A 24,443-nucleotide genomic window follows, 5' to 3' on the forward strand; every position below is an offset into this window, starting at 1 on the left:
GCCTTCAGGATTCCATCACCCGGTCGGAGCCGCCCAGGGCGGAGAGGGTCATGCTGTCCGCGCCGATCTCAGCGGCGTCGTAGCCGAGGATCAGGGCGAGCTGCTCGCGGGCGCGCCAGACGCGGCTCTTCACCGTGCCGACCCGGCACTGCATCACCTCCGCCGCCTCCTCGTAGCTGAGGTTCTCGATGGCGACGAGGATCAGCGCCTGCTGCATCGAGGGCGACAGGCGCTCCAGGGCGAGCCGGGCATCCTTGAGATCGACGTAGCCGGATTGCTCCGGCACCGTGGCGATGCGCTCGGCGAGGTCGCCGTCGCTGTCGGAGAGCTCCCGGTTGTCCTTGCGGTGATGCGAGTAGAACGCGTTCCGCATGATCGTGAACAGCCAGGCGCCGAGATTGGTCCCCGTCGCGAAGCGCGTCCGCGAGCGCCAAGCGCGCAGCAGCGTGTCCTGGACGAGGTCGTCGGCCAGCGTCGGGTTCTTGGCCAGGGACATGGCGAAGTTGTGCAGCCGCGGCACCATCTCCAGGAACTCGGCGCGGAAGGCCGCCTCGTCATGCGCGCCCTGCGCGTCGAGCGCCTTCGCGAGCCGCTCCATCAGCTCGGCGAAACGCTCGCCGGTCTCCGCGGAGGCGTCGCGCCGGTAGGTCTCCGCCAGGAGCTGGCCGAGATGCAGACGGACGCCGTGGGGAAGGACGGGAGCCGCGTCGTCGTCGGCGACGGGTTCGACGAGGGAAGCGTTGCCGGACATGTATCCCGTAACGTGTCGACGGCCGGAGAGGCCGTCAGTCACGGGGAAGTGTGAACCCCCGGCACCGGAGATGCTCCAACATGGATTAGAGGGACCCGGAATCCCGCAGGGCGCCTGCGGGATTTCCGGGGTAATCCCATGCCCCGGGGCGTCGATCGGACGCGCCCCGGCGGGGCGGCTCAGCCGAGCTTGGCCAGGAGGCCCTCGGCCAGCTCGTTGCCCTGGGTGAAGACGTAATCGACCTTGCGCACGGTCACGGAATGCGCGCCCGCCCGGGCCAGCTCTTCGGAGAGGGCGAAGGCGGCATCGGCCTGGCAGTGCAGGATCAGCTCCCGGGCCCCGGCCTCCGGCGCCCCGTAGGGCGGCGCGGCCCCGTGCCGGGCGGCGATTCCGGAGAGATCGATGGCCTCCCCCTCGGGCAGCCCCGCCCGGATCTCCCGGGTGGTGCGGGCCCGTTCCTCGGCGGCGATGCGGCCGAGGACGCGGCGCAGGGCCTCCCGCGCGGTCGGGCTCCAGGGCGCCTTCAGGGAGGCGACGAGATTGGCCTCGGAGCGCAGGATCACGCCGTCGTCGAGGATCTTGAGGGCGTTGGCGGCCAGCGTCGCCCCGGTCGTGGTGATGTCGACGATGATCTCGGCCGAGCCCGCCGCCGGCGCGCCCTCGGTGGCGCCCAGGCTCTCGACGATGCGGTAATCGACGATGCCCGCCTCGGCGAAGAAGCGCCGGGTCAGGTTCACGTATTTCGTGGCGATGCGCAGGCGGCGGCCCTGGCGCAGGCGCATCTCGCTGGCGACCTCGTCGAGATCGGCCATGGCCCGCACGTCGATCCAGGCCTGCGGCACGGCGACCACCACCGTCGCCTGGCCGAAGCCCAGGGGCGTCAGCAGTTCGACGGCCTCGGCGCTCTCCGGCAGGGTCTCGCGGATCAGGTCCTCGCCGGTCACGCCGAGATGGGCGGCGCCGCTGGCGAGCTGCGCCGCGATCTCGGAGGCCGAGAGGAAGCGCACCTCGACATTGTCCACGCCGACGAGCTTGCCGCGGTAGTCGCGGGCGCCGCCGCTCTGGGCGAGCTTCAGCCCGGCGCGGCCGAAGAAGGCGGTGGCGTTCTCCTGCAGCCGGCCCTTCGAGGGCACGGCGAGGACGAGGGGGCTGTCGTCTTGCGGCATCGTCATGCTCACGCGCTCGGCCTCAGGCGCTCTGGACGCAGCGGGTGAGCCAGAAGGCGCAGCCCACCGCCGGCAGGGGCTCGGCACTGCCGAGATGCTGGAGCAGGCCGTCGTAGCGGCCGCCGCCGACGAGGGGCGCGGAGCCCCCGGCCCGCGTCGCCTCGAAGATGAAGCCGGTATAGTAGTCGAGATTGCGGGCGAAGCCGCCGGCATAGCGGAAGCGCTCGATCGGCAGGCCGCGGGCGGCCATGAAGCCGGTGCGTTCCTCGAACAGGGCCAAGGCCGCCTCCAGCCCGGCATCGGCCAGCCCCGCCTCGCGGGTAAGGCCGCGCAGGTCGGCCAGGGCCCGGTCGGGATCGCCGGCGATGGCGCAGAAGCGCTCGATCAGCCCCCGGTTGTCCTCGTTCAGCCCGGCGCCGCCCTGGGCCTGCATCGCCGCCTTGGCGAGGAAGCGCTCCGCGATCTCGCCGGCGCTGCGGCCGCCGACCCGGGAGATGCCGGCGATGGAGAGCACGTCCTCCACGAAGGCGCGCACGCCCTTGGGGTCCTGCCCCTGGATCGCCGCGAGCAGGCCCGCATGCGGGTCCTCGGCCCCCGCCGCATTGGCGAGCCCGGCGATGGGCCGCCCGGCGGCGATCGCCCGCAGGGTCCGCCGCTTGGCGACGGGGGGCACCTTCAGCGCGTCGAGGAAGGCCTGGGTCAGGCCCATGTCGCCGAAGCGGATGGCGGCATCGCTCACCCCGAGGAGCTCCAGCCCCTCCAGGGCGAGGCCCAGCACTTCCGCATCGGCGGCGGGGGTGTCGGTGCGGCCGATCGATTCGATGCCCGCCTGCACGAACTCGTCGGATTCCCCCGCCGCGAGGCGGAAGACCGGGCCGAGATAGCTGTAATCGGCGGCCTGCCCGGGGCGGCTCGCCTGGTGGTGCCGACAGACGGGGATCGTGAATTCCGGCCGCAGGCACAGCTCGGCCCCGGCCGCGTCCTGGGTCACGAAGATGCGGCGGCGGATATCCTCGCCCGACAATTCCAGGAAGGGCTCGACCGGCTGCAGCACCGGCGGCGCGACGAGGGCATAGCCGGACGCGACGAGATGCCGGGACAGATGCCCGTAGCGCTCCGTCTCGAGCCCGCCGGTCGCTATCGCCTCAGGTCGCGTCATCGTCCTTTCCCGGGCGCGGGACGCGCCTCTCGTCTCGAATTCCGCCGGGTTCGCCGGCGGCCAGCTTTATCCGGGCCGGCGCGGTCTGGCGACGCCGGCCACGTGCCGGGGATTACGCAGAAAATCCTTACCAGACCAGCCGCTCGGTCACCGCATCGGGATGCACCGGCTGCCGGGCCAGCCACTCGGCCACGTCGCCCAGGCTCTGATGGTCGAGGGAGACGCCGAGCTCCTCCGCATGGATGCCGCGGGCCACGAGCAGGGAGGGGATGCCGGCCCCCGCGGCCCCGGCGATGTCGGTGCGGATCGCGTCGCCGATCGCCAGGATCCGGGCGGTGTCCGGGGCCACGCCGCCGTCGAGATCCGCCGCCATGGCGAGGGCCGCCGCGTAGACGGGGGCATAGGGCTTGCCGGCATAGGTGACCGCGCCGCCGATCTCGGCATAGGCCGCGGCGATCAGGCCGGCGCAGGGGATGAGCGTCTTGCGCCGCTCGACCACGAGGTCGGGATTGGCGCAGATCATCGGCACGCCCCGGGCGTGGAGGCGGGCGAGGCTGTCGCGGTAATCCTCCGCCGTCTCGGTGTCGTCGTCGAACAGGCCGGTGCAGACCACGAGATCGGCCGCCTCCTCCCCGACCAGGGTGAGGTCGAGCCCCTCGAAGATCGGCCGGTCCCGGTCGGGGCCGAGATGGTAGACCCGGGCCGCGGGATGCGCGGCGATGAGCCGGCGGGTGAGGTCGCCCGAGGTCAGGATGGCGTCGTAGGCCTCCCGCGGCACGCCGTAGCCGTCGAGGATTGTTTGCACGCCGGGCCAGGGCCGCGGGGCGTTGGAGACGAGGATGACCCGGCGCGCCCGGGACCCTTCGAGGCCGCGGAAGCGGATCAGGGCCTCGCCTGCCGCCCGGTGGCCGACCGTGCCGTCATGCAGCACGCCCCAGACGTCGCACAGGATCAGGTCGTAATCGGCGGCGATTGCCGAGAGGTGCGGGATCGTCGGGACGGGCCTGTCGGGCGCCTTGCCTGCCATGGCGGATGAGGACCTTCGCAGCGGAGCCGCGCGGGACGCGCGCGGCCGTTCTTCGCGGCCCGGGTAGGGGTTGGGCGCCGGGAAATCAACGCGAAGCGGGATTTTGGGGCGGTTTCGGGATGAGCGCGCGGGTCGTCTTTCCTCGCCCCCTGGGCGAGGGGGACCGCGCGTGAGCGCGGTGGAGTGGGTGCCTCGGGCGCGCGGCCGGGAATTGCGGCGGCGGCCCCCTCCGCCGACTTCCTGGCCCCTCTCTCCGAAGGGGTGAGGAAAGGCCGCCGCGGAAAGCTCACACCGCCCGGCGCAGGAAGTCGCGGAAGGGGCGGCGCTGGGGTTGCGGGTCCGGCGGGGGCTCGGGCGGGGAGGGGGGCGTCGGGGCCTCCGGGGCCAGCACCTCGGCCCGCACCGCCCGCGGCGGCGCGAAGACGCCGCCCTGGGCGAGCGGCAGGTCGAGGTCGATCAGGTTCGGCACGTCCGTCTCGCGCTCGACCTGGGTGGCCACGACTCGGATCCCGGCCCGGCCGAGGGCCGCGACGAGGTCCTCCACGGCGATGTCCGGGCTCGCCATCCGCTCCGGCGGCCGCAGGAGCAGGGCGGCGGGCACCTTGACCTGGGACAGGCCCCTGGCGGCGAGCGCGTTGGACTCGAAGGAGAGATCCACCGGCCGGTCGAGGGCGAAGCCGATCCTGCCCCGCAGCTCGGCGAGGGCGGCGGCCTGCTCCGCGTCCAGGGTGCGCCAGCTCGCCTGGGGCAGGGCCACGATCACCTGGGGCGGCATGCCTTCCCCGTCGGAGACCAGCCGGCCGAGGCTGCGCAGGAAGCCGGGCTCGAACAGGGAGAAGGGCGAGAGGGCGTAGGTCACCGCCGCCTGGCTGCCCCGCTTCTGCAGGTGGCGGGCGATGGTGCCGACGCGCTGGAGCATGCGCCGGTCGAGGGCGGTGGTGCGGCCGTAGCGCTCCAGCACCGGCAGGAAGACCTCCGGCGGCAGGGCCTCGCCGTTCAGCGTCACCCGGGCCAGCGCCTCGTAGCCGACGACCTTGCGCTGGGGCAGGGTGACGACGGGCTGGAGATAGACGTCGAGCCCGTCCGCGTCGAAGGCCTCGACCAGGGCGGCCTCCTTGGCCGGGTCCCGGACCGGCTCGCGCGGGGGCGGCTCGCGCAAGGACGGCCCCCGCGACGGCCCCCGCGACGGCCCCCGCGACGGCCCCTGCAGGGGATCCGGCGCGAAAGGCGGCGCGGGGGGCAGCCGGAGGGCGGGGGGCTCGAGGCGGGTCTCGACCGGGGGTGCGAGCGTCGCCGGCGGCTCCGGGGCCGGCGTCACCACCACGGGGGCGGGCGGGGGCGCGGGCCGGGTCTTGAGCCGGTCGATCTCCTGCTCCTGCGCGGAGACGACATTGGCGAGCTCGCGCACGATGCCGCTCAGGAGGCCGATCTCGGCGGTGATCTCGTCGACGCCCTTGCGCAGGGCCTTCGCCTCCGCCTCGGCTTCGGCCTTCGCCTCGGATTCCGTCGGCGGCGGCGCGGCGCGGCCCGGCTCCCGGCGCTCGCGCACCAGGGCGGCGATCACGGTCTCGAGCTTCAGGAAGCGCTGCGACACCACGTCGAGCTCGCTCGACAGCTTCTCGTGGGCCGCGGCGAAGCGGTTCGCCCGGCGATGCTGCAGCAGGGCGGCGAAGGCGGAGGCCAGGCCGAGGGCGTAGGCGCCGACGATCGGCTCCAGGATCGCGACCGGCGCGAGGACGGAGAGCCCGAACAGGCTGATCGCCCACAGGCGCCCGCGCGGGCCGATCGTCCGGGCTTTCTGGCTCTTCACCTTCGTAACGAGGGGGCTGTTCGCATGCGGGATCCGGCCCGGCCCTCGAGCCTTGCGGACGGGGTCATCTTTCGCCGAGCGGACAGGCGCCCGCAAGGCGAGCGAGGGACCGGGACCGGGATATCAACGGGTGTGATGCCGAAACGCGCCGGTCTCCCATGAGGGGGGATCCCGGGACGGCCCTTGCGGGTCGCGCCGAGATGGACGAGATGTCGCCCGCGACACGGAGACCAGCATGGACGGCAACCGCAGCGAGCTCCTCATGGCGGTGGAGGGCATGACCTGCGCGGGATGCGCCGAGGCCGTGCGCCGCACGATCCGCCGCCTCGACCCCGGGGCGGAGGTCCGCGTCGACCTCGAAACGGGCCGGGTCAGCGCGCTGACCGGGGCGCGGGGCGAGGAGGTCGCGCGGGCCCTGACCGGGGCCGGCTACGCCGCCACTGCGATTGTGCGCTGAGGCCGGCCATGCTTCTCGACGCTTCCATGCCCGGCCCGCGCAACGATCTCGACGCGTGGTGGATGCCCTTCACCGCCAACCGCGCCTTCAAGCAGGCGCCGCGGATGCTCGCGGGCGCCGAGGGGATGCATTACCGGAGCGCGGACGGGCGCCGGATCCTCGACGGGATCGCCGGGCTCTGGTGCTGCAATGCCGGGCACAACCGCGCGCCGATCACGGCGGCGATCCGCGACCAGGCCGGGCGGCTCGACTACGCGCCGCCCTTCCAGTTCGGGCATGCGGGCGCCTTCGCCCTCGCCAGCCGCCTCGGAGCCCTGGCCCCGGCCGACCTCGACAACGTCTTCTTCTGCAATTCCGGCTCCGAGGCCGCCGACACCGCCCTCAAAATCGCCCTCGCCTACCGCCACACCCGCGGTGAGGGCGGCCGGACGCGGTTCGTCGGGCGCGAGCGCGGCTATCACGGGGTCGGCTTCGGCGGCATCGCGGTCGGCGGACTCGCCAACAACCGCAAGGTCTTCGGCCCCGGCCTTCCGGGCGTCGACCACCTGCCCCACACCTACGACCGGGCGCGCCAGGCCTTCACCAAGGGCGAGCCGGATTGGGGCGCCCACCTCGCCGACGACCTCGAACGGATCGTGGCCCTCCACGACGCCTCGACGCTCTGCGCCGTGATCGTCGAGCCGATGGCGGGCTCGACCGGCGTGCTGCCGCCGCCCAAGGGCTACCTGCAGCGCCTGCGTGCGCTCTGCGACCGGCACGGCCTGCTGCTCATCTTCGACGAGGTCATCACCGGATTCGGCCGGCTGGGGCATGCCTTCGCCGCCGAGCGCTACGGCGTGGTGCCGGACATGATCACCTTCGCTAAGGGCGTCACCTCGGGCACGGTGCCCCTCGGCGGCGTGATCGTGCGCAAGGACATCTACGCGACGCTGATGCAGGGGCCGGCGGAGGCGGTCGAGCTCTTCCACGGCTACACCTATTCCGGCCACCCGCTCGCCTGCGCGGCGGGGCTCGCCACCCTCGACCTCTACCGGGACGAGGGCCTGTTCGAGCGGGCCCGGGCGCTGGAGCCGGTCTTCGCGGAGGCGGTGATGTCCCTGCGCGCGATCCCGGAGGTGCTCGACATCCGCACCGTGGGCCTCGCCGCGGGCATCGATCTCGCGCCCCTGCAAGGAGGCGGCAGCCGGGCCTATGCCGCCATGGTCGCGGCCTTCCGGGACCAGGATCTCGTCCTGCGCGCAGCCGGCGACACGATCGCCCTGAGCCCGCCGCTGATCGCGAGCGAGGCGGAGCTCGCCGACCTGGCGGAGAGGACGGCGCGGGGGATCCGGGCGGTCGGCGAAAAAATTTAATTTCGCATTTTCATTGAAAAAATCCGACGCGCTTTTTCCCGCGCCCTCCCGCAAACTGGGCGCATCGGTTTATCTCGGCGGTACGACGGCGTAGGGCTTTCGCCCTGCTGACGCGGCTCCGCGGATGGCGACAGGGACCGGCCCGGCAGGCCGGTCCTCCAAGAAACGACGGTGAGAGAAATGCCCTCAGATATCGAGATCGCCCGCGCGGCGACCCTGAAGCCGATCGCGGACGTCGCACGGAAGATCGGCATCCCGGACGAGGCGCTTCACAATTACGGCAAGCACATCGCCAAGATCGACCACGACTTCATCAAGTCGCTGGAGGGCAAGCCGGACGGCAAGCTCGTGCTCGTCACCGCGATCTCCCCGACGCCGGCGGGCGAGGGCAAGACCACGACCACGGTGGGCCTCGGCGACGCGCTCAACCGCATCGGCAAGAAGACCGTGATGTGCCTGCGCGAGCCCTCGCTCGGCCCCTGCTTCGGCATGAAGGGCGGCGCGGCCGGCGGCGGCAAGGCGCAGGTCGTGCCGATGGAGCAGATCAACCTGCACTTCACCGGCGACTTCCACGCCATCACCTCGGCGCATTCGCTGGCCGCCGCGCTGATCGACAACCACATCTACTGGGCCAACGAGCTCAATATCGACGTGCGCCGCATCCACTGGCGCCGCGTGGTCGACATGAACGACCGGGCCCTGCGCGCCATCAACCAGTCCCTCGGCGGCGTCGCCAACGGCTTCCCCCGCGAGGACGGCTTCGACATCACCGTCGCCTCCGAGGTGATGGCGGTGTTCTGCCTCGCCAAGGATCTCGCGGATCTCGAGGAGCGCCTCGGCCGCATCGTCATCGCCGAGACCCGCGACCGCAAGCCGGTGACGCTGGCCCAGGTGAAGGCGACCGGCGCCATGACGGTGCTGCTCAAGGACGCCCTGCAGCCGAACCTCGTGCAGACCCTGGAGGGCAACCCGGCCCTCATCCATGGCGGCCCCTTCGCCAACATCGCCCATGGCTGCAACTCGGTGATCGCGACCCGCAGCGGCCTCAAGCTCGCCGATTACGTGGTGACCGAGGCCGGTTTCGGCGCGGATCTGGGCGCGGAGAAGTTCATCGACATCAAGTGCCGCCAGACGGGCCTCAAGCCCTCGGCGGTGGTGATCGTGGCCACCGTGCGCGCCCTCAAGATGCATGGCGGCGTCGACAAGAAGAGCCTCGGCTCCGAGAACCTGGAGGCCCTGGAGAAGGGCTTCGCCAATCTGGAGCGGCACGTGCAGAACGTGCGCAGCTTCGGCCTGCCGGTCGTCGTCGGCGTGAACCATTTCTACCAGGACACCGATGCCGAGCATGCCCGGCTGAAGGAGCTCTGCCGCGACAAGCTCCAGGTCGAGGCGATCACCTGCAAGCACTGGGCGGAGGGCGGCGCCGGCGCCGAGGACCTGGCTCACGCCGTGGTGAAGCTCGCCGAGGGCGCGCAGAAGCCGCTGAGCTTCGTCTACGAGACCGAGTCGAAGCTGACCGACAAGATCAAGGCCATCGCGACGAAGCTCTACGGCGCCGCCGACATCCAGATCGAATCGAAGGCCGCGGGCAAGCTCGCCGGCTTCGAGAAGGACGGCTACGGCAACCTGCCGGTCTGCATGGCCAAGACCCAGTACTCGTTCTCGACGGATCCGAGCCTGATGGGCGCGCCCTCGGGCCACATCATCGCCGTGCGCGACGTGCGCCTCTCGGCCGGCGCCGGCTTCGTGGTGGTGATCTGCGGTGAGATCATGACCATGCCGGGCCTGCCCAAGGTCCCGGCGGCCGACACTATCCGCCTCGACGCCAACGGCCAGATCGACGGCCTGTTCTAGGCGTCGCGACGATCCCGAAAGGAAAGGGGCGGCTCCACCGGGAGCCGCCCCTTTCGCGTTTTCGGCCCTGACGTGCGGTCAGCCGCCGAAGCGGGCGTCGAGCTCGGCCGAGTGGGCATGCTCGCCGGCGATGTAGGGCAGCGCCTCATTGGCGAACTGGCGGCCCTGGGCGCTGTCGCCGGAGCGCGAATAGGCGTCGTAGAGGGCGAGCGTGCGCGCATCCGAGCGGGCCTGCTGGGCGACATAGGTCCGGTCGAAGGCGCGCGCCGAGGGCGCCGACTTCAGGCGCTCGATCCTGGCCTGGCCCTCGGGGCCGATCGCCACCCGGCGCCCCGGCTCGCCCGGGCTGTTGTCGATCAGGCCGACGCCCCCGAGCACGCCGCCGACGATGCCCGTGGTGACGTTGGCCGCGAGCGTGACCGGGGCGAGCACCACGCCGACCGGGTTGTCGAGGCGAGTCGGAATGCCCTGCTGATCGGCGACGACGGTGCCGCCCGCGCTCAGCGAGGTGCCCGGCGGCAGCAGCGCGTCGGTGGTCGCGGTCCGATGTTCGATGACCCGGCGCGCGTAGTTGCGGACCTGCGGGTTGCGGGAGCGCTCCAGGGCGATGCGGCTCGACTCGATGCTCACCGCGTCCGAGCGCAGGGCGGCGGCGCGGAACTCGGGGGTCCGCGTCGCGGCGGCCCCGTCGAGACCGGGCTGCGGGGCGATCCGCACCGCCAGCGGGTCCTGGGCGAGGGCGGGCGTCGCCAGCACGGCCGAGAGGCCGAGGGCCGCCAGGGCAAGGGACTTCTTCATGGAGGATTTCTCTCTCGAGGCTGATCTCACGAGGTGAATGGCGCGGCCCGGACGCATGGGAATGCCGCGGGCCGTCCTCGCCTCAATCCCCACGCTTCCAGGCTGTTCCGAAGCTCCCGAGACCGTGATGCCGCACCCTGTGCGCGTATAGGGCTCGAACGATCTCGTCCTTTCCTGCACAGGAACGCGGACAGGCTGTTCTTCTTGGAGACGCGTGGAAAAAGAAAACTCGTCCTGCGCGGATATTGCTAGTTTTCTCGCGACGGTCCGGGAGAAGAGCGATGTCGATCAGGCTCTATACTTACCGGGAGTCGGGAAACAGCTACAAGGTCCGCCTGCTCCTGGCTTTCCTCGGCCTGACGGTGGAGGAGGTCGAGATCGACTTTCCCGGCCGCGAGCAGCATGGGCCGGCCTTCCTCGCGATCAATCCCCGCGGCGAGGTGCCCGTCCTGATCGACGGGGACCGCACGTTCACGGATTCCGCGGCGATCCTGGTCCATCTCGCGGACAAGCATGCGGGGCAGACCTGGTGGTCGCACGAGGCAGCCGAGCAGGCCGAGATCGTCGACTGGCTCGCCTTTGCCGCGAGCTGGATCCAGCACGGGGTCTTCACCGCCCGGGCGATCCTGTCCTTCCAGGGACCCCATGACGGCTTCGGCATCTGGGGCAACGCGAACACCCTGGCGGAAGCGACGGCCCGGGGCGTCAAGTCCCTCCAGATCCTCGAAGCCGCCCTGGAAACCCGCGCCTGGCTCGCCGCCGGACGTCCCACCATCGCGGATCTCGCGGTGTTTCCCTACGTGGCGCTCGCGCCCATGGGCGACATCTCCCTGGAGCCCTTCCCGGCGGTCCGGGCCTGGATCGCCCGCCTGCGGGCGCGCCCCGGCTTCATCCCGATCGCGGGCCTCGACGACCCGCTCTATCGTCGGCGCCCGCGGGAAGCGGCCTGAGGGCGACCTCCCTCAGTGGAAGAAGGGCAGGGCGTGGGGCGCGAACAGCCCGAATCCGGCCAGGGCGAGGCCCGCCACGCCGAGCAGGCCGCCGCCGATGGCGAGTGCGGCGATGCCGGTGATGACCTCCGCCGAGGCCAGGACGATGCCGATCTGGAAGGCGGCCGAGGCGATCTCGTAATGGTGGTAGCGCTCCAGCGCGAGGTCGCGGCGCTCGCCCGAGGCCCGGGCCTTCTCGGCGAGTTCCTTGCGGCCCTCGCCGGTGGCCGGCTCGGAATCCCAGCGGGCCAACGTCTTGGCCCAGTCCGCGCGCTTGGCGGCGATCGCCGCCGGATCCGTGCCCGGCGGCAGCAGCGCCACCAGTTCGTCCACCGTCTTCACCACGGTCGAGCGGATCGTGCGGGCCTGGAAATAGGCCCATTGGTTCGAGGCCTCGACATTGGCGCCGAGCGCCTCGGTCTGTGCGCTCTTGGCGAGCGTCTCGGCGCCCGCCAGGAAGAGGGCCAGGATGGAGATCAGCAGCGCCACGCGCTTGTTCGACCCCTCGACCGCTCCGTGTCCGCCCGACATCCGATTTTCATCCCGTTCCGATTCGTCGCGGGGCGTAGACAGCCGATCCCGGCGGCCAAGGCAATCGCGATCGAACGCGATTGACCCGGAGCGCCTGCGACCGAGATGTCTTGCCCTCAGGGCAAAGCGGGCGGGAGCGGATCACGATGCGGCTTCAGGTTCTCGGCTGCGGCGACGCGTTCGGCTCCGGCGGCCGCTTCAACACCTGCTTCCACGTCACGGCCACGGGGACCTGCTTCCTCGTCGATTGCGGCGCCTCCTCGCTCATCGCGATCCGCCGCTACGGCGTCGACCCGAACGGCATCGACACGGTCTTCGTCACCCATCTCCACGGCGATCATTTCGGCGGGCTGCCCTGGCTGATTCTCGACGGGCAGCTCGTCAGCCGGCGCGCGACGCCGCTGACCATCGTCGGGCCGGAGGGGATCCAGGCGCGCCTGGAAGCGGCGATGGAGGCGCTGTTTCCGGGATCGAGCAAAGCGGAGCGGGCCTTTCCCGTGGTCGTGACGGAGATCGCGGAGGGCCGGCCGGTCACGGCCTCCGGCTTCACGGCCCATGCCTTTCCCGTGCGCCATCCCTCCGGGGCGCCCTCCCATGCCCTGCGCATCGAGGGGGAGGGCAGGGTGCTCGCCTATACCGGCGACACGGAATGGGTCGACGCGCTGATCGCGGCCGGGCGCGAGGCCGACCTGCTGATCGCCGAGGGCTACACGATCGAGCGGCCGGTGAAGTTCCATCTCGACTGGGCGACGCTGAAGGCGCGCCTGCCCGAGATCGCTCCCCGGCGCCTGATGCTCACCCATATGAGCGTCGAGATGATCGCCCATCCCCCGGAGGGCTACATCGCCGCGGAGGACGGTCTAGTGATCGCCCTCTGACCGGCGCGCGCCGCCGCGATGCGGTGGGTATGACATCTGTTGACACAGGTCCGATCCGGGAACACGAAGCGTCATGGCCGCCCGTCAGTCGCGCAACGTCTCGCTCACCCCCGAGCTGGAGGGGTTCATCGCCGACTGCCTCGGCTCCGGCGACTACGCCAATGCCAGCGAGGTGGTGCGGGCGGGCCTGCGGGCCCTGCGCGACGGGACCGGGCGCCGGCCCGCGCCCAAGGGCTGGCCGGTGGCGGGCGGCGAATGCGGCGCGCTGATCCGGGCCAGGGACTGGAGCGCGACGCCGCTCGGGCCGGTCGACGGCTGGTCCCTGGAGATGCGCGCGACGGTGGCCAACATCGTCAACTCGCCGGTGGCCAAGGTGCTGATGTGGGGCCCCGACCACATCATGCTCTACAACGACGCCTATGCCGCCATCGCCGGGCCGAAGCATCCGCGCGCCCTCGGTGAGCGCGCCCAGGAGATCTGGCCGGAGATCTGGGACTGGAACCGGGCGATGCTCGAGGCGGGCTATCGCGGCGAGCTCTCCTCCTTCCACGACCACGTCATGGTGCTCGACCATGGCGGCCGCTCGCAGACCTTCATCCTCGACCTGTTCTACACCCCCGTCTACGAGGCCGATGGCAGCATCGGCGGCGTGATGTGCACCGTCGTCGACAACAGTGCCCGCGTCGAAGCGGAGCGCCGGCTGGCGGCGAACGAGGCGGAGCTTCGCCGCCTCACCGACGCGCTGCCGATGCTCGTGGCCTATGTCGACCGCAACCACGTCTACCGCTTCGCCAACGCGGCCTATCGGGACTGGCTCGGTGTCGATCCCCGGACCATGATCGGGCGGCCGGTGCGCGAGATCGTCGGCGAGGATTTCTACGCCGACCGCAAGCCCTCCCTCGACCGCGCCCTGGCCGGCGAGGCCTTCGCCAGCGAGACGACGATCCCCTATCACGACGGCCGGCCCCGCCGGGCGGAGCTGCGCTACGTGCCGCATATCGAGCCGGACGGTTCCGTGCCGGGCGTGCACATCCTCGGCATCGACATCGAGGAGCGGGCGCGGCGTGAGGCGGCGCTCGCCGCCAGCGACCGGCGCTTCCGCACGGCGATCGATGCCGTGCACGGCGTGCTCTGGACCAACAGCGCCGACGGCCGCATGACCGGCGAGCAGCCGGGCTGGGCCGCCCTGACCGGCCAGAGCCGGGAGGAGTACCAGGGCTTCGGCTGGGCTCAGGCCGTGCATCCGGACGATGCGGCCGAATCCGTGCGGAGCTGGAACGCGGCGGTCGCCGCCAAGGCCATGTATGTCCACGAGCACCGGGTCCGCCATCACGGCGGGACCTGGCGCACCTTCGCGATCCGCGCCCTGCCGATTCTCGACCAGGCCGGGCGGATCGTCGAATGGGTCGGCGTCCATACCGACATCACCCATCAGCGTGCGGCGGAGGCCGCCCTGCGGGAGCAGGCGGAGGATCTCGCCCGCCAGGTGCGCCACCGCCAGCGGGCCGAGGAGCAGCTGCGCCAGCTCAACGAGACGCTGGAGGCCCGGGTGATCGCCGAGATCGACGAGCGCCGTCAGGCGGAGGCCAAGCTCGTCCAGGCCCAGAAGATGGAGACCATCGGCAAGCTCACCGGCGGCGTCGCCCACGACTTCAACAACCTGCTCCAGGTCGTCTCCGGCAACCTCCAGCTCCTCGCCAAGGACATCGCCGGCAACGACCGGGCCGAGCGGCGCGTCGCCAACGCCATGGCGGGCGTCTCCCGCGGGGCCAAGCTCGCGAGCCAGCTCCTCGCCTTCGGCCGGCGCCAGCCCCTCGAGCCCAAGGTCGTCAACGTCACCCGCTTCGTCCAGGGCATGGACGAGATGCTGCGCCGGGCGATCGGCGAGGCGATCGAGATCGAGACCGTCTTCGCCGGCGGCCTGTGGAACACCTTCATCGATCCAGGCCAGATCGAGAACGCGCTCCTCAACCTCGCCATCAACGCCCGCGACGCGATGGACGGGCGCGGCAAGCTGACGATCGAGCTCGCCAACGCGCATCTCGACGACGCCTATGCCAGCACCCACGACGAGGTGATGCCGGGCCAGTACGTGATGCTCGCCGTCTCCGACACGGGCTGCGGCATGAGCCCGGAGATCGTGGCCAAGGTGTTCGAGCCGTTCTTCACCACCAAGGCGGAGGGCAAGGGTTCGGGCCTCGGGCTCTCGATGGTCTACGGCTTCGTCAAGCAGTCGGGCGGCCACGTGAAGATCTATTCCGAGGTCGGTCACGGCACCACGATCCGGCTCTACCTGCCGCGCGCGGTGGAATCCGAGGATGTCGAGGTGGCGGTCGATACCGGCCCGGTCGCGGGTGGCACCGAGACCGTGCTCGTCGTCGAGGACGATCCGGAGGTGCGCGCCACCGTGGTCGAGATGCTGTCGGATCTCGGCTACCGCGTGCTCAAGGCCGTGGACGCGACGAGCGCCCTCAGCGTGATCGAGAGCGGCATCCCGATCGACCTGCTCTTCACCGACGTGGTGATGCCGGGCGCGCTGAAATCCCCGGAGCTCGCCCGCAAGGCCCGCGAGCGCCTGCCCGACATCGCCGTGCTCTTCACCTCCGGCTACACCGAGAACTCGATCGTCCATGGCGGCCGGCTCGATGCGGGCGTCGAGCTGCTCTCGAAGCCCTATACCCGCGAGGCGCTTGCCCGGAAGTTCCGCCACGTGCTCGCCAACCAGCGCCAGCGCGGGGTGGCCGCCTCGGCGAAGCCCGCTGCCGCCACGCCCAAGGCTGTCTCCAGGACGGCGTCCAAGGGGGCGGTCCCGGTCGCCGGCGGTCGGCCGACGGTGCTGCTCGTCGAGGATGACGACCTCATCCGCATGAACACCGCCGAGATGCTGCAGGATGCCGGCTACGTCGTGGTGGATGCCGGCAGCGCGGAGGAGGCTATGGCGGCCCTTCAGACGGCGCCCGTCGACGTGCTCGTCACCGACGTGAACCTGCCGGGTGCCTCCGGCCCCGAACTCGCGGCCCGGGCGCGGGCGATGCGGCCATCCGCGGTCGTCGTCTATGCCACCGGCGACACCAATGCGGTCAGGGGCGAGACGGGGGCGAACCTGCTGGCCAAGCCCTACGATGCCGAGACCTTGCTCGCCGTCCTGAACACGGCCCGGCAGGGGACGCCATCCGCCTCGGAGGGCGCCTCCGAAGCCGATCCGGCCCTGGACGAGAAGGCCTGACGGCGCGTCGGCTTTTCACGTGAAAAATGCTTAACGACATTCCGCGCTAAGGGCGGCCCTGCTCTTCAGTGGTGGCAGAGGCGGGCGGCTCGCGACCTCCGGACGCGCGTCGCCCCGTGCGGTTTTGCACCCGCATTTCCCGGGGAGCGGGGCAAGGGCATAAGGAATCGTCCAAAAGCCGGACGAACGCCCTTCCGCGCGGCGCCGGCCGGCGACATACCGGGAGGGTCTCCGGAACCGATCCGCGCGAAGCCGGTCTCGTTGGCATGAAGCCGGCTCCACGCGGCGCGGCGGGACGCCCTGCGGCAGCTTGCCCGTGCCCGAAGGAGAGCCCGTGCCCCACGCGACCGAACTCATCTCCATCATCGCGCTGGGTTTGGTCTGTGCCTTCCTGTTCGGGATGGCCGCGCAGTTCCTGCGCCTGCCGCCGCTGGTCGGCTATCTGCTCGCCGGCATCGCCATCGGCCCCTTCACCCCCGGCTATGTCGGCGATGCCGAGCTGGCGCAGCAACTGGCCGAGATCGGCGTGATCCTGCTGATGTTCGGCGTGGGGCTGCATTTCTCGATCAAGGACCTGATGGCAGTGCGGACCATCGCCCTCCCCGGCGCCATCGTGCAGATCGCCGCGGCGACCGCCATGGGCGGAGGGCTGGCGCTGAGCTGGGGCTGGAGCCTCGGGGCGGGACTCGTCTTCGGCCTCGCCCTTTCGGTGGCGAGCACCGTCGTGCTGCTGCGGGCGCTGGAGGAGCAGGGCCTGCTCGACAGCGACAAGGGCCGCATCGCCGTGGGCTGGCTCATCGTCGAGGATCTCGCGATGGTGCTGGCGCTGGTGCTGCTGCCGGCCCTGGCCCCGGGCCTCGGCGGCGCGGCCGATGCGGGGGGCGGCCATGGCGGCGCCGCCGCGAGCCTCGCCCATCTCATCGCCGACCTTTCCGGAAAGGACATCGGCGACAGCCTCTGGCTCACCCTGGGCCTCACGGTGGTGAAGGTCGGCATCTTCGTCACGGTGATGCTGGTCGGCGGCCGCCGCTTCGTCCCCTGGATCCTGGAGAAGGCGGCCCGGACCGGCTCGCGGGAATTGTTCACCCTCGCCGTGCTGGCCCTGGCGCTCGGCATCGCCTTCGGCTCGGCGGAGCTGTTCGGCGTCTCCTTCGCGCTGGGCGCCTTCTTCGCCGGCATGGTGCTCGCCGAATCCGATCTCAGCCACCAGGCCGCCGCCGATTCGCTGCCCCTGCAGGACGCCTTCGCCGTCCTGTTCTTCGTCTCCGTCGGCATGCTGTTCGATCCCGGCATCCTCCTGCGGGAGCCGCTCTCGGTGCTCGCCGTGCTCGGGGTGATCGTGCTGGGCAAGTCGGTGGCGGCGATCGCGATCGTGCTGGCCTTCGGCCATCCGGTCGGCACGGCGCTCACCATCGCCGCGAGCCTCGCCCAGATCGGCGAGTTCTCCTTCATCCTGGTCAGCCTCGGCATCACCCTGAAGCTGCTGCCGGTGGAGGGGCGCGACCTCGTGCTCGGCGGCGCCCTGCTCTCGATCACCCTGAACCCGCTCTTCTTCGCGCTCGCCGCCCGGGTGACCCGCTATCTCGGGGAGCATCCGGACCTCGCCACCCGGTTCGAGCGGCGGCGCGGCGCGCCCATCGAGATCCGCAGCGACCGGGTCCGCCACCGGGACCATGCCGTCATCGTCGGCTATGGCCGCGTCGGCAGCGCCATCGCCAATGCCCTGCGCGACTGGGAGCTGCCCTTCGTCGTGGTCGAGCGCGACCGACGCCGCATCATGGAATTGCGGGCGGCGGGCATCCCGGCGGTGTTCGGCGACGCCACCGCCCCGGGCATCCTCGACGCCGCCGAGATCGGCACCGCCCGCCTCCTCGTCGTCGCCAACCCGGAGGCGCATCAGGGCCGCCGCCTCCTGGAGATCGCCCGCGACGCCAATCCCGGCATCGACACCCTGGTGCGCACCCATAGCGACGCGGAGCGGCGCAAGCTGGAGGAGGCGCGGGCCGGCCTCGTGCTGATGGGCGAGCGCGAACTTGCCCTGGGCATGATGCGCTACGCCCTGCGCAGCCTCGGCATCCGCGAGGGTGAGGCCCGGATCTTCGTCGATTCGAGTCGCTCGGAGAGCCAGGTCGCCCCGTCGAGCGGCCCCGAGCAGGGCGCCCCGGAGCTGCGCCCGCACCGGGAAGAGGCGGCCGAGTGAGCCTGCGGAGCCGCTGAGGGAAACGCCGCGCGCGAAACCGGCTTGCCAGGCCATCGAAACGGACATAAAGATATCTTTATGTCTAAGGAGAACGACAGCGCCCCCTCGACCGTCCGCTTCCCCGAAGCGCTCGGCGTGCTGCGCGCCGCCGCGGAGGAGACGCGCCTGCGCATCCTGGCGCTGCTCGCCGAGGGCGAACTCTCCGTCTCCGACCTCACCGACATCCTTGGCCAGTCGCAGCCGCGGATCTCGCGCCATCTCAAGCTGCTGGTCGAGGCGGGGTTGATCGAGCGCCACCGGGAGGGGGCCTGGGCCTTCTTCCGCATGCGCGAGGGCGGCGGCCTCGTCGAGCCGCTGATCGCCCGGCTGGAGACTGCGCAGCCGCCGCTCTCGGAGGACCGGGCCCGGCTCGACGCCGTGCGAGCCCAGCGGGCGGAGGCCGCGCAGGCCTTCTTCGCCCGGCTCGCGCCGAAATGGGACGGGCTGCGCTCGCTCCACGTGCCGGAGGCCATCGTGGAGGCCGCGGTCCTCGACCTGCTCGGTCCCCGGCCGGTCGGCAGCCTGATCGATCTCGGCACCGGCACCGGCAAGATGCTGGCCCTGCTCGCCCCGCGGGCGGCCCGGGCGACCGGCCTCGATTCGAGCCACGCCATGCTCTCCGTCGCCCGGGCCAACCTGGAACAGGCGGGGCTCTCCCGGATCGAGCTGCGCCAGGGCGACATCCACGCCCCACCCTTCGGCCGGGGCAGCTTCGACCTCGTGGTGGTGCATCAGGTGCTGCATTACCTCGACGACCCGGCCCGTGCCCTGCGCGAGGCGCGCCGCCTCGTGGCGCCGGGCGGCCGGCTCCTCGTCGTCGATTTCGCGCCCCACACCCTGGAGCATCTGCGCGAGGACCAGGCCCATCGCCGCCTCGGCTTCGCGCCGGACCAGATCACCGGCTGGCTCATCGAAGCCGGCCTCGCCTCCGTCGCCCACCGCGACATCGCGCCGAGCGACGGCACCGAACTGCCCCTGACCGTGACCCTCTGGCTCGCCGAGGATGCCGTTTCACCGGCCGAGGCCGCCGCGGACCGCCCTCGGGCGGTCGCCTGAACCCGATTTCGATTCGTCTGAACCGATCGACATAGAGGACGACCCCATGCCCACCGCCTCCCGCCACCGCGCCAGCCGCGACGGCTACCGCCCGATCCGCGTCTCCATCGAGTTCTTCCCGCCGAAGACCGACGAGATGGAGAAGATCCTGTGGTCGTCGATCGAGCGCCTCGCGCCGCTGCAGCCGAACTTCGTCTCGGTGACCTACGGCGCCGGCGGCTCCACCCGCGAGCGCACGCACAACACCGTCGCCCGCATGGTGAAGGAGACGAGCCTCAAGCCCGCCGCCCACCTCACCTGCGTGAACGCCACGCGGGAGGAGATCGACGCGGTGGTCCGGTCCTACTGGGATGCGGGGGTACGCCACATCGTGGCCCTGCGCGGCGACCCGGCCGAGGGCGTCGGGCACACCTACCGGCCTCATCCCGGCGGCTACGCCACCACCGCCGACCTCGTGGCCGGCATCAAGCGCATCGGCGACTTCAAGGTCTCGGTCTCGGCCTATCCCGAGAAGCACCCGGAGGCTGCCTCCCTGGAGGCCGATATCGACGCCCTGAAGGCCAAGGTCGATGCGGGCGCCGACCAGGCCATCACCCAGTTCTTCTTCGAGAACGACATCTATCTGCGCTACCTCGACAAGGTGCGCGCGGCCGGCATCGAGATCCCGATCATCCCGGGCATCCTGCCGGTGCAGAACTTCAAGCAGGCGGCGAACTTCGCCCGCCGCACCGGCGCCTCGGTGCCCTACTGGCTCGCCGCCCGGTTCGAGGGGCTCGACGACGACGTGGAGACCCGCCGCCTCGTCGCCGCGGCAGTCGCCGCCGAGCAGGTGATCGACCTCGTCGATGCCGGCATCAGCGACTTTCACTTCTACTCGATGAACCGCTCGGACCTCGTCTACGCCATCTGCCACATCCTCGGCCTGCGCTCGCAGGCGCCGAAGGTGGCGGCGGCAAAGGCGGCGTGAGGGGCTGCGTCCTTGCGGGTCGGAACCGATCCGGTCCAGGGAGGCGCCGCGCGGCCCCGGGACGAGCGGAATGGCTCTACTTGCGGGCGCCTGCCGAAATGCGGTCGAAACGGCGACCGAGGCATCCCCTCGGTTCGCACATCTGACAGATAGAGACCCGTCCGGATCCGGACATCCGCCACGCGGCTCCGGGATCACTGCGAGAGAGCAAGAATGACCGACTTCTCCCCCGTCGACGGCACCGAGATCGAGCGTGCGCTCCGCCAGCGCGCCTCGGAAAAGATCCTCGTCCTCGACGGGGCGATGGGCACGGTGATCCAGCGGCTGACATTCACCGAGGAGGATTTCCGGGGTGAGCGGTTCAAGGATCACGGCCAGGATCAGAAGGGCAACAACGACCTCCTGATCCTGACCCAGCCCGATGCGATCCGGCAGATCCACCTCGACTATTTCCTCGCTGGCGCCGATGTCTGCGAGACCAACACCTTCTCCGGCACCACGATCGCCCAGGCCGATTACGGCATGGAAGCGATCATCCATGAGCTGAACGCGCAGGGCGCGCGCCTCGCCCGCGAGGCGGCCAAGCTCGCCGAGGCGAAAGACGGCCGCCGCCGCTTCGTCGCCGGCGCCATCGGACCGACGAACCGCACGTTGTCGATCTCGCCGGACGTCAACAATCCCGGCTACCGCGCCGTCACCTTCGACCAGGTGAAACAGGCCTACGTGGAACAGGTCCGCGGCCTGATCGACGGCGGCGCCGAACTGATCCTGATCGAGACCATCTTCGACACGCTGAACGCCAAGGCGGCGGTGGCCGCCGCGTGGCAGGTCTTCGAGGAGACCGGCATCCGGCTGCCGATCCAGATCTCGGGCACGATCACCGACCTGTCGGGCCGCACCCTCTCGGGCCAGACGCCGGCCGCCTTCTGGAACTCCCTGCGCCATTCCGACCCGCTGACCTTCGGCCTGAACTGCGCCCTCGGTGCCCGGGAGATGCGCGGCCACATCGCCGAGCTCTCCCGCATCTGCGACACCCTGGTCTGCGCCTATCCGAATGCCGGCCTGCCCAACGAGTTCGGCCTCTACGACGAGAGCCCGGAGGCCATGGGCAAGCTCGTCGGCGAATTCGCCGAATCGGGCCTCGTCAACATGGTCGGCGGCTGCTGCGGCACCACGCCGGACCATATCCGCGCCATCGCCGAGGCCGTCGCCGACAAGAAACCCCGCGCGATTCCCGAGATCCCGCGCCTGATGCGCCTGTCGGGCCTGGAGCCCTTCGTGCTCACGAAGGAGATCCCCTTCGTGAATGTGGGCGAGCGCACCAACGTCACCGGCTCGGCCAAGTTCAGGAAGCTCATCACCAACGGCGATTACGCCGCCGCCCTCGACGTCGCCCGCGATCAGGTCGCCGCCGGCGCCCAGGTCATCGACGTCAACATGGACGAGGGCCTGCTCGATTCGCAGAAGGCGATGGTCGAGTTCCTCAATCTGGTGGCCGCCGAGCCCGACATCGCCCGGGTGCCGGTGATGGTCGATTCCTCGAAGTTCGAGGTAATCGAGGCCGGCCTGAAATGCCTTCAGGGCAAGCCGATCGTGAACTCGATCTCCATGAAGGAGGGCATCGAGAAGTTCGTCCACGACGCCAAGGTCTGCCGCTCCTACGGCGCGGCGGTCGTCGTCATGGCCTTCGACGAGCAGGGCCAGGCCGATTCCTACGCGCGCAAGGTCGAGATCTGCACCCGCGCCTACAAGATCTTGACCGAAGAGGTCGGCTTCCCGCCGGAAGACATCATCTTCGATCCGAACATCTTCGCCGTCGCCACGGGGATCGAGGAGCACAACCCCTACGGCGTCGCCTTCATCGAGGCGACCCGCACCATCCGCGAGACCCTGCCCCACGCCCATATCTCGGGCGGCGTCTCGAACCTGTCCTTCGCCTTCCGCGGCAACGAGCCGGTGCGCGAGGCGATGCACGCGGTGTTCCTGTACCACGCGATCCATGCGGGCATGGACATGGGCATCGTCAATGCCGGCCAGCTCGCGGTCTATGACGAGATCCCGGCGGAGCTGCGCGACCTGTGCGAGGACGTGGTCCTCAACCGCCGCGAGGATTCCACCGAGCGCCTGCTGGAGGCGGCCGAGCGGTTCAAGACCGGCGCCTCGGCCCAGGCCAAGACCGCCGATCTCTCCTGGCGCGAGGCCCCGGTCGAGAAGCGCATCGAGCACGCCCTGGTCAACGGCATCACCGAATACATCATCGAGGACACCGAGGAGGCGCGGCGACAAGCCGAGCGCCCGCTCCACGTCATCGAAGGCCCGCTGATGGCCGGCATGAACGTGGTCGGCGACCTGTTCGGCTCCGGCAAGATGTTCCTGCCCCAGGTGGTGAAGTCCGCCCGCGTGATGAAGCAGGCGGTGGCCTATCTCGAACCCTTCATGGAGGAGGAGAAGCGGGCCAATGGCGGCACCGGCCAGCGCCAGGCCGCCGGCAAGGTGCTGATGGCCACCGTGAAGGGCGACGTCCACGACATCGGCAAGAACATCGTCGGCGTGGTTCTGGCCTGCAACAACTACGAGATCATCGATCTCGGCGTGATGGTGCCGGCGGCCAAGATCCTGGAGACGGCCAAGCGCGAGAACGTCGATATCGTCGGCCTGTCCGGCCTCATCACCCCCTCCCTCGACGAGATGGTGCATGTGGCGAGCGAGATGGAGCGCGAAGGCTTCGACGTGCCGCTCCTGATCGGGGGCGCCACCACCAGCCGCGTGCACACGGCGGTGAAGATCCACCCGGCCTACGAGAAGGGCCAGGCGGTCTACGTGACCGATGCGAGCCGCGCCGTGGGCGTGGTCTCGAGCCTGATCTCGAAGGAGAGCCGCGGCGGCGTCATCGAGAACCTGCGCGCCGAGTACCGCAAGGTCGCCGACGCCCATGCCCGCTCGGAGGCCGACAAGCAGCGCCTGCCGCTGGCCAAGGCGCGGGCGAACAGCTTCAAGATCGACTGGTCGGGCTACGCGCCCAGGAAGCCGAGCTTCACCGGCACGCGGGTCTACGGCAGCTACGAGGTGGCCGACCTCGTCCCCTATATCGACTGGACGCCGTTCCTGCAGACTTACGAGTTCAAGGGCCGCTTCCCCGCGATCCTCGACGATCCGGAGCAGGGCCCGGCGGCGCGCGCCCTGTTCGAGGATGCGCAGGCCATGCTCAAGCAGATCGTGGAGGAGCGCTGGTTCAACCCGAAGGCGGTGATCGGCTTCTGGCCGGCCAATGCCGTCGGCGACGACATCGTGCTCTATACCGGCGAGAGCCGCAGCGAGACGCTCGCCACCTTCCACGGCCTGCGCCAGCAGCTCTCCAAGCGCGACGGGCGCCCGAACACCTGCATCTCCGACTTCGTGGCGCCGGCGGGGACCGGCATCCCGGACTATGTCGGTGCCTTCGTGGTGACGGCGGGCTTGGAGGAGGTGCGCATCGCCGAGCGCTTCGAGCGGGCCAACGACGATTACCGCTCGATCCTGGTGAAGGCGCTCGCCGACCGCATCGCCGAGGCCTTCGCCGAGCGGATGCACGAGCGCGTCCGCAAGGAGTTCTGGGGCTATGCCCCCGACGAGCACTTCACTGCCGACGACCTGGTTCACGAGAAGTACGACGGCATCCGCCCGGCGCCGGGCTATCCGGCCCAGCCCGACCATACCGAGAAGGTCACGCTGTTCGATCTGCTCAAGGCGGAGAGCCGCATCGGCGTGAAGCTCACCGAATCCTACGCCATGTGGCCGGGCTCCTCGGTCTCGGGCCTCTACCTCGCCCATCCGCAGGCGCATTACTTCGGTGTCGCCAAGGTCGAGCGCGATCAGGTCGAGGACTATGCCCTGCGCAAGGGCATGGATGTGCGGGAGGTGGAGCGCTGGCTCGGCCCGATCCTGAACTACGATCCGGCCGCCTATCTCCAGGCCGCCGCCGAGTGATTCCGGGGTGATCCCGGAGTGATCCCAACGAACGCCGCGCCCGCGAGGGCGCGGCGTTCGCACGTCGGGGCCGGGACGGGGCCAAGACAGCCCGGCAACGGCGCGATGACGGTTCTCTGACGAAGGGTGTTGACGAGCTGTGGGGCGGGGCCTATACCCGGTTCATCGGCGCCGGCCGCGGGAGTGGACCGGTTGCTGCGGCATCTTCTGGTGATGG

The 24,443-nt window shown here is 70.7% G+C and carries 17 protein-coding genes; 10 read left to right on the forward strand and 7 right to left on the reverse strand.

What is annotated here, in order from left to right; translation table 11 throughout:
• Positions 1–4: 4 nt before the first annotated feature.
• From MFF21_RS02560 to MFF21_RS02580, 5 genes are all read right to left on the reverse strand, one after another.
• Positions 5–751, reverse strand: a complete 747-nt coding sequence (locus MFF21_RS02560; protein WP_238309603.1) for a sigma-70 family RNA polymerase sigma factor — start codon at positions 749–751, stop codon at positions 5–7.
• A gap of 179 nt (positions 752–930) precedes the next feature.
• Positions 931–1,917, reverse strand: coding sequence for an ATP phosphoribosyltransferase (hisG, locus tag MFF21_RS02565; protein ID WP_238309659.1), 987 nt, complete (start codon positions 1,915–1,917; stop codon positions 931–933).
• Positions 1,918–1,939: 22 nt separating this feature from the next.
• The gene (locus tag MFF21_RS02570; protein WP_238309604.1) at positions 1,940–3,076 is read right to left on the reverse strand and encodes an ATP phosphoribosyltransferase regulatory subunit; all 1,137 of its coding nucleotides are present in this window, start codon (positions 3,074–3,076) and stop codon (positions 1,940–1,942) included.
• Positions 3,077–3,203: 127 nt separating this feature from the next.
• Positions 3,204–4,103 carry a TIGR01459 family HAD-type hydrolase gene (locus MFF21_RS02575; RefSeq protein ID WP_238309605.1) on the reverse strand — a complete coding sequence of 300 codons (900 nt, stop codon included), beginning with the start codon at positions 4,101–4,103 and terminating at the stop codon, positions 3,204–3,206.
• A 286-nt stretch (positions 4,104–4,389) separates the two neighbouring features.
• On the reverse strand, positions 4,390–5,913 hold the full coding sequence (locus MFF21_RS02580) for an EAL domain-containing protein (protein WP_238309606.1): 1,524 nt from the start codon (positions 5,911–5,913) through the stop codon (positions 4,390–4,392).
• Between the two features lie 235 nt (positions 5,914–6,148).
• On the opposite strand from MFF21_RS02580, the gene MFF21_RS02585 reads away from it, so the two are divergent.
• The 3 genes from MFF21_RS02585 to MFF21_RS02595 all read left to right on the forward strand — a co-directional run bounded on the left by MFF21_RS02585 (position 6,149) and on the right by MFF21_RS02595 (position 9,576).
• Positions 6,149–6,370 (forward strand): heavy-metal-associated domain-containing protein, encoded by a 222-nt coding sequence (locus tag MFF21_RS02585; protein WP_238309607.1) that lies wholly within the window; start codon positions 6,149–6,151, stop codon positions 6,368–6,370.
• Between the two features lie 8 nt (positions 6,371–6,378).
• Positions 6,379–7,722 carry an omega-aminotransferase AptA gene (aptA, locus tag MFF21_RS02590; protein WP_238309608.1) on the forward strand — a complete coding sequence of 448 codons (1,344 nt, stop codon included), beginning with the start codon at positions 6,379–6,381 and terminating at the stop codon, positions 7,720–7,722.
• 180 nt (positions 7,723–7,902) lie between these two features.
• On the forward strand, positions 7,903–9,576 hold the full coding sequence (locus MFF21_RS02595) for a formate--tetrahydrofolate ligase (protein ID WP_238309609.1): 1,674 nt from the start codon (positions 7,903–7,905) through the stop codon (positions 9,574–9,576).
• A gap of 78 nt (positions 9,577–9,654) precedes the next feature.
• On the opposite strand, the gene MFF21_RS02600 is transcribed toward MFF21_RS02595, so the two are convergent.
• A complete protein-coding gene (locus tag MFF21_RS02600) occupies positions 9,655–10,374 on the reverse strand; it encodes a DUF4142 domain-containing protein (RefSeq protein WP_238309610.1) in 720 nt (239 codons plus the stop codon).
• A gap of 281 nt (positions 10,375–10,655) precedes the next feature.
• Here MFF21_RS02600 and MFF21_RS02605 point away from each other — a divergent pair, with 281 nt between their 5' ends.
• The gene (locus tag MFF21_RS02605) at positions 10,656–11,324 is read left to right on the forward strand and encodes a glutathione S-transferase family protein (protein WP_238309612.1); all 669 of its coding nucleotides are present in this window, start codon (positions 10,656–10,658) and stop codon (positions 11,322–11,324) included.
• A 12-nt stretch (positions 11,325–11,336) separates the two neighbouring features.
• Here MFF21_RS02605 and MFF21_RS02610 read toward each other — a convergent pair whose 3' ends face one another.
• On the reverse strand, positions 11,337–11,894 hold the full coding sequence (locus MFF21_RS02610; RefSeq protein WP_238309613.1) for a DUF4337 domain-containing protein: 558 nt from the start codon (positions 11,892–11,894) through the stop codon (positions 11,337–11,339).
• Between the two features lie 146 nt (positions 11,895–12,040).
• Between MFF21_RS02610 and MFF21_RS02615 the strand changes: the two genes are divergently transcribed.
• From MFF21_RS02615 to metH, 6 genes are all read left to right on the forward strand, one after another.
• Complete coding sequence (locus tag MFF21_RS02615) at positions 12,041–12,772, forward strand: MBL fold metallo-hydrolase (protein WP_238309614.1); 732 nt, start codon at positions 12,041–12,043, stop codon at positions 12,770–12,772.
• 73 nt (positions 12,773–12,845) lie between these two features.
• Entirely contained in the window at positions 12,846–15,998 is a 3,153-nt protein-coding gene (locus MFF21_RS02620; protein WP_238309615.1) for a PAS domain-containing protein, read from the forward strand.
• A gap of 334 nt (positions 15,999–16,332) precedes the next feature.
• Positions 16,333–18,198, forward strand: coding sequence for a cation:proton antiporter domain-containing protein (locus MFF21_RS02625; protein ID WP_238309616.1), 1,866 nt, complete (start codon positions 16,333–16,335; stop codon positions 18,196–18,198).
• A 78-nt stretch (positions 18,199–18,276) separates the two neighbouring features.
• The gene (locus tag MFF21_RS02630; protein ID WP_238309617.1) at positions 18,277–19,293 is read left to right on the forward strand and encodes an ArsR/SmtB family transcription factor; all 1,017 of its coding nucleotides are present in this window, start codon (positions 18,277–18,279) and stop codon (positions 19,291–19,293) included.
• Positions 19,294–19,339: 46 nt separating this feature from the next.
• Positions 19,340–20,260 carry a methylenetetrahydrofolate reductase [NAD(P)H] gene (gene metF, locus MFF21_RS02635; RefSeq protein WP_238309618.1) on the forward strand — a complete coding sequence of 307 codons (921 nt, stop codon included), beginning with the start codon at positions 19,340–19,342 and terminating at the stop codon, positions 20,258–20,260.
• Between the two features lie 213 nt (positions 20,261–20,473).
• The gene (gene metH, locus MFF21_RS02640; protein WP_238309619.1) at positions 20,474–24,226 is read left to right on the forward strand and encodes a methionine synthase; all 3,753 of its coding nucleotides are present in this window, start codon (positions 20,474–20,476) and stop codon (positions 24,224–24,226) included.
• Positions 24,227–24,443: the final 217 nt, after the last annotated feature.

The organism is Methylobacterium organophilum (assembly GCF_022179465.1).
In the GTDB taxonomy this organism is placed as follows: domain Bacteria; phylum Pseudomonadota; class Alphaproteobacteria; order Rhizobiales; family Beijerinckiaceae; genus Methylobacterium; species Methylobacterium organophilum.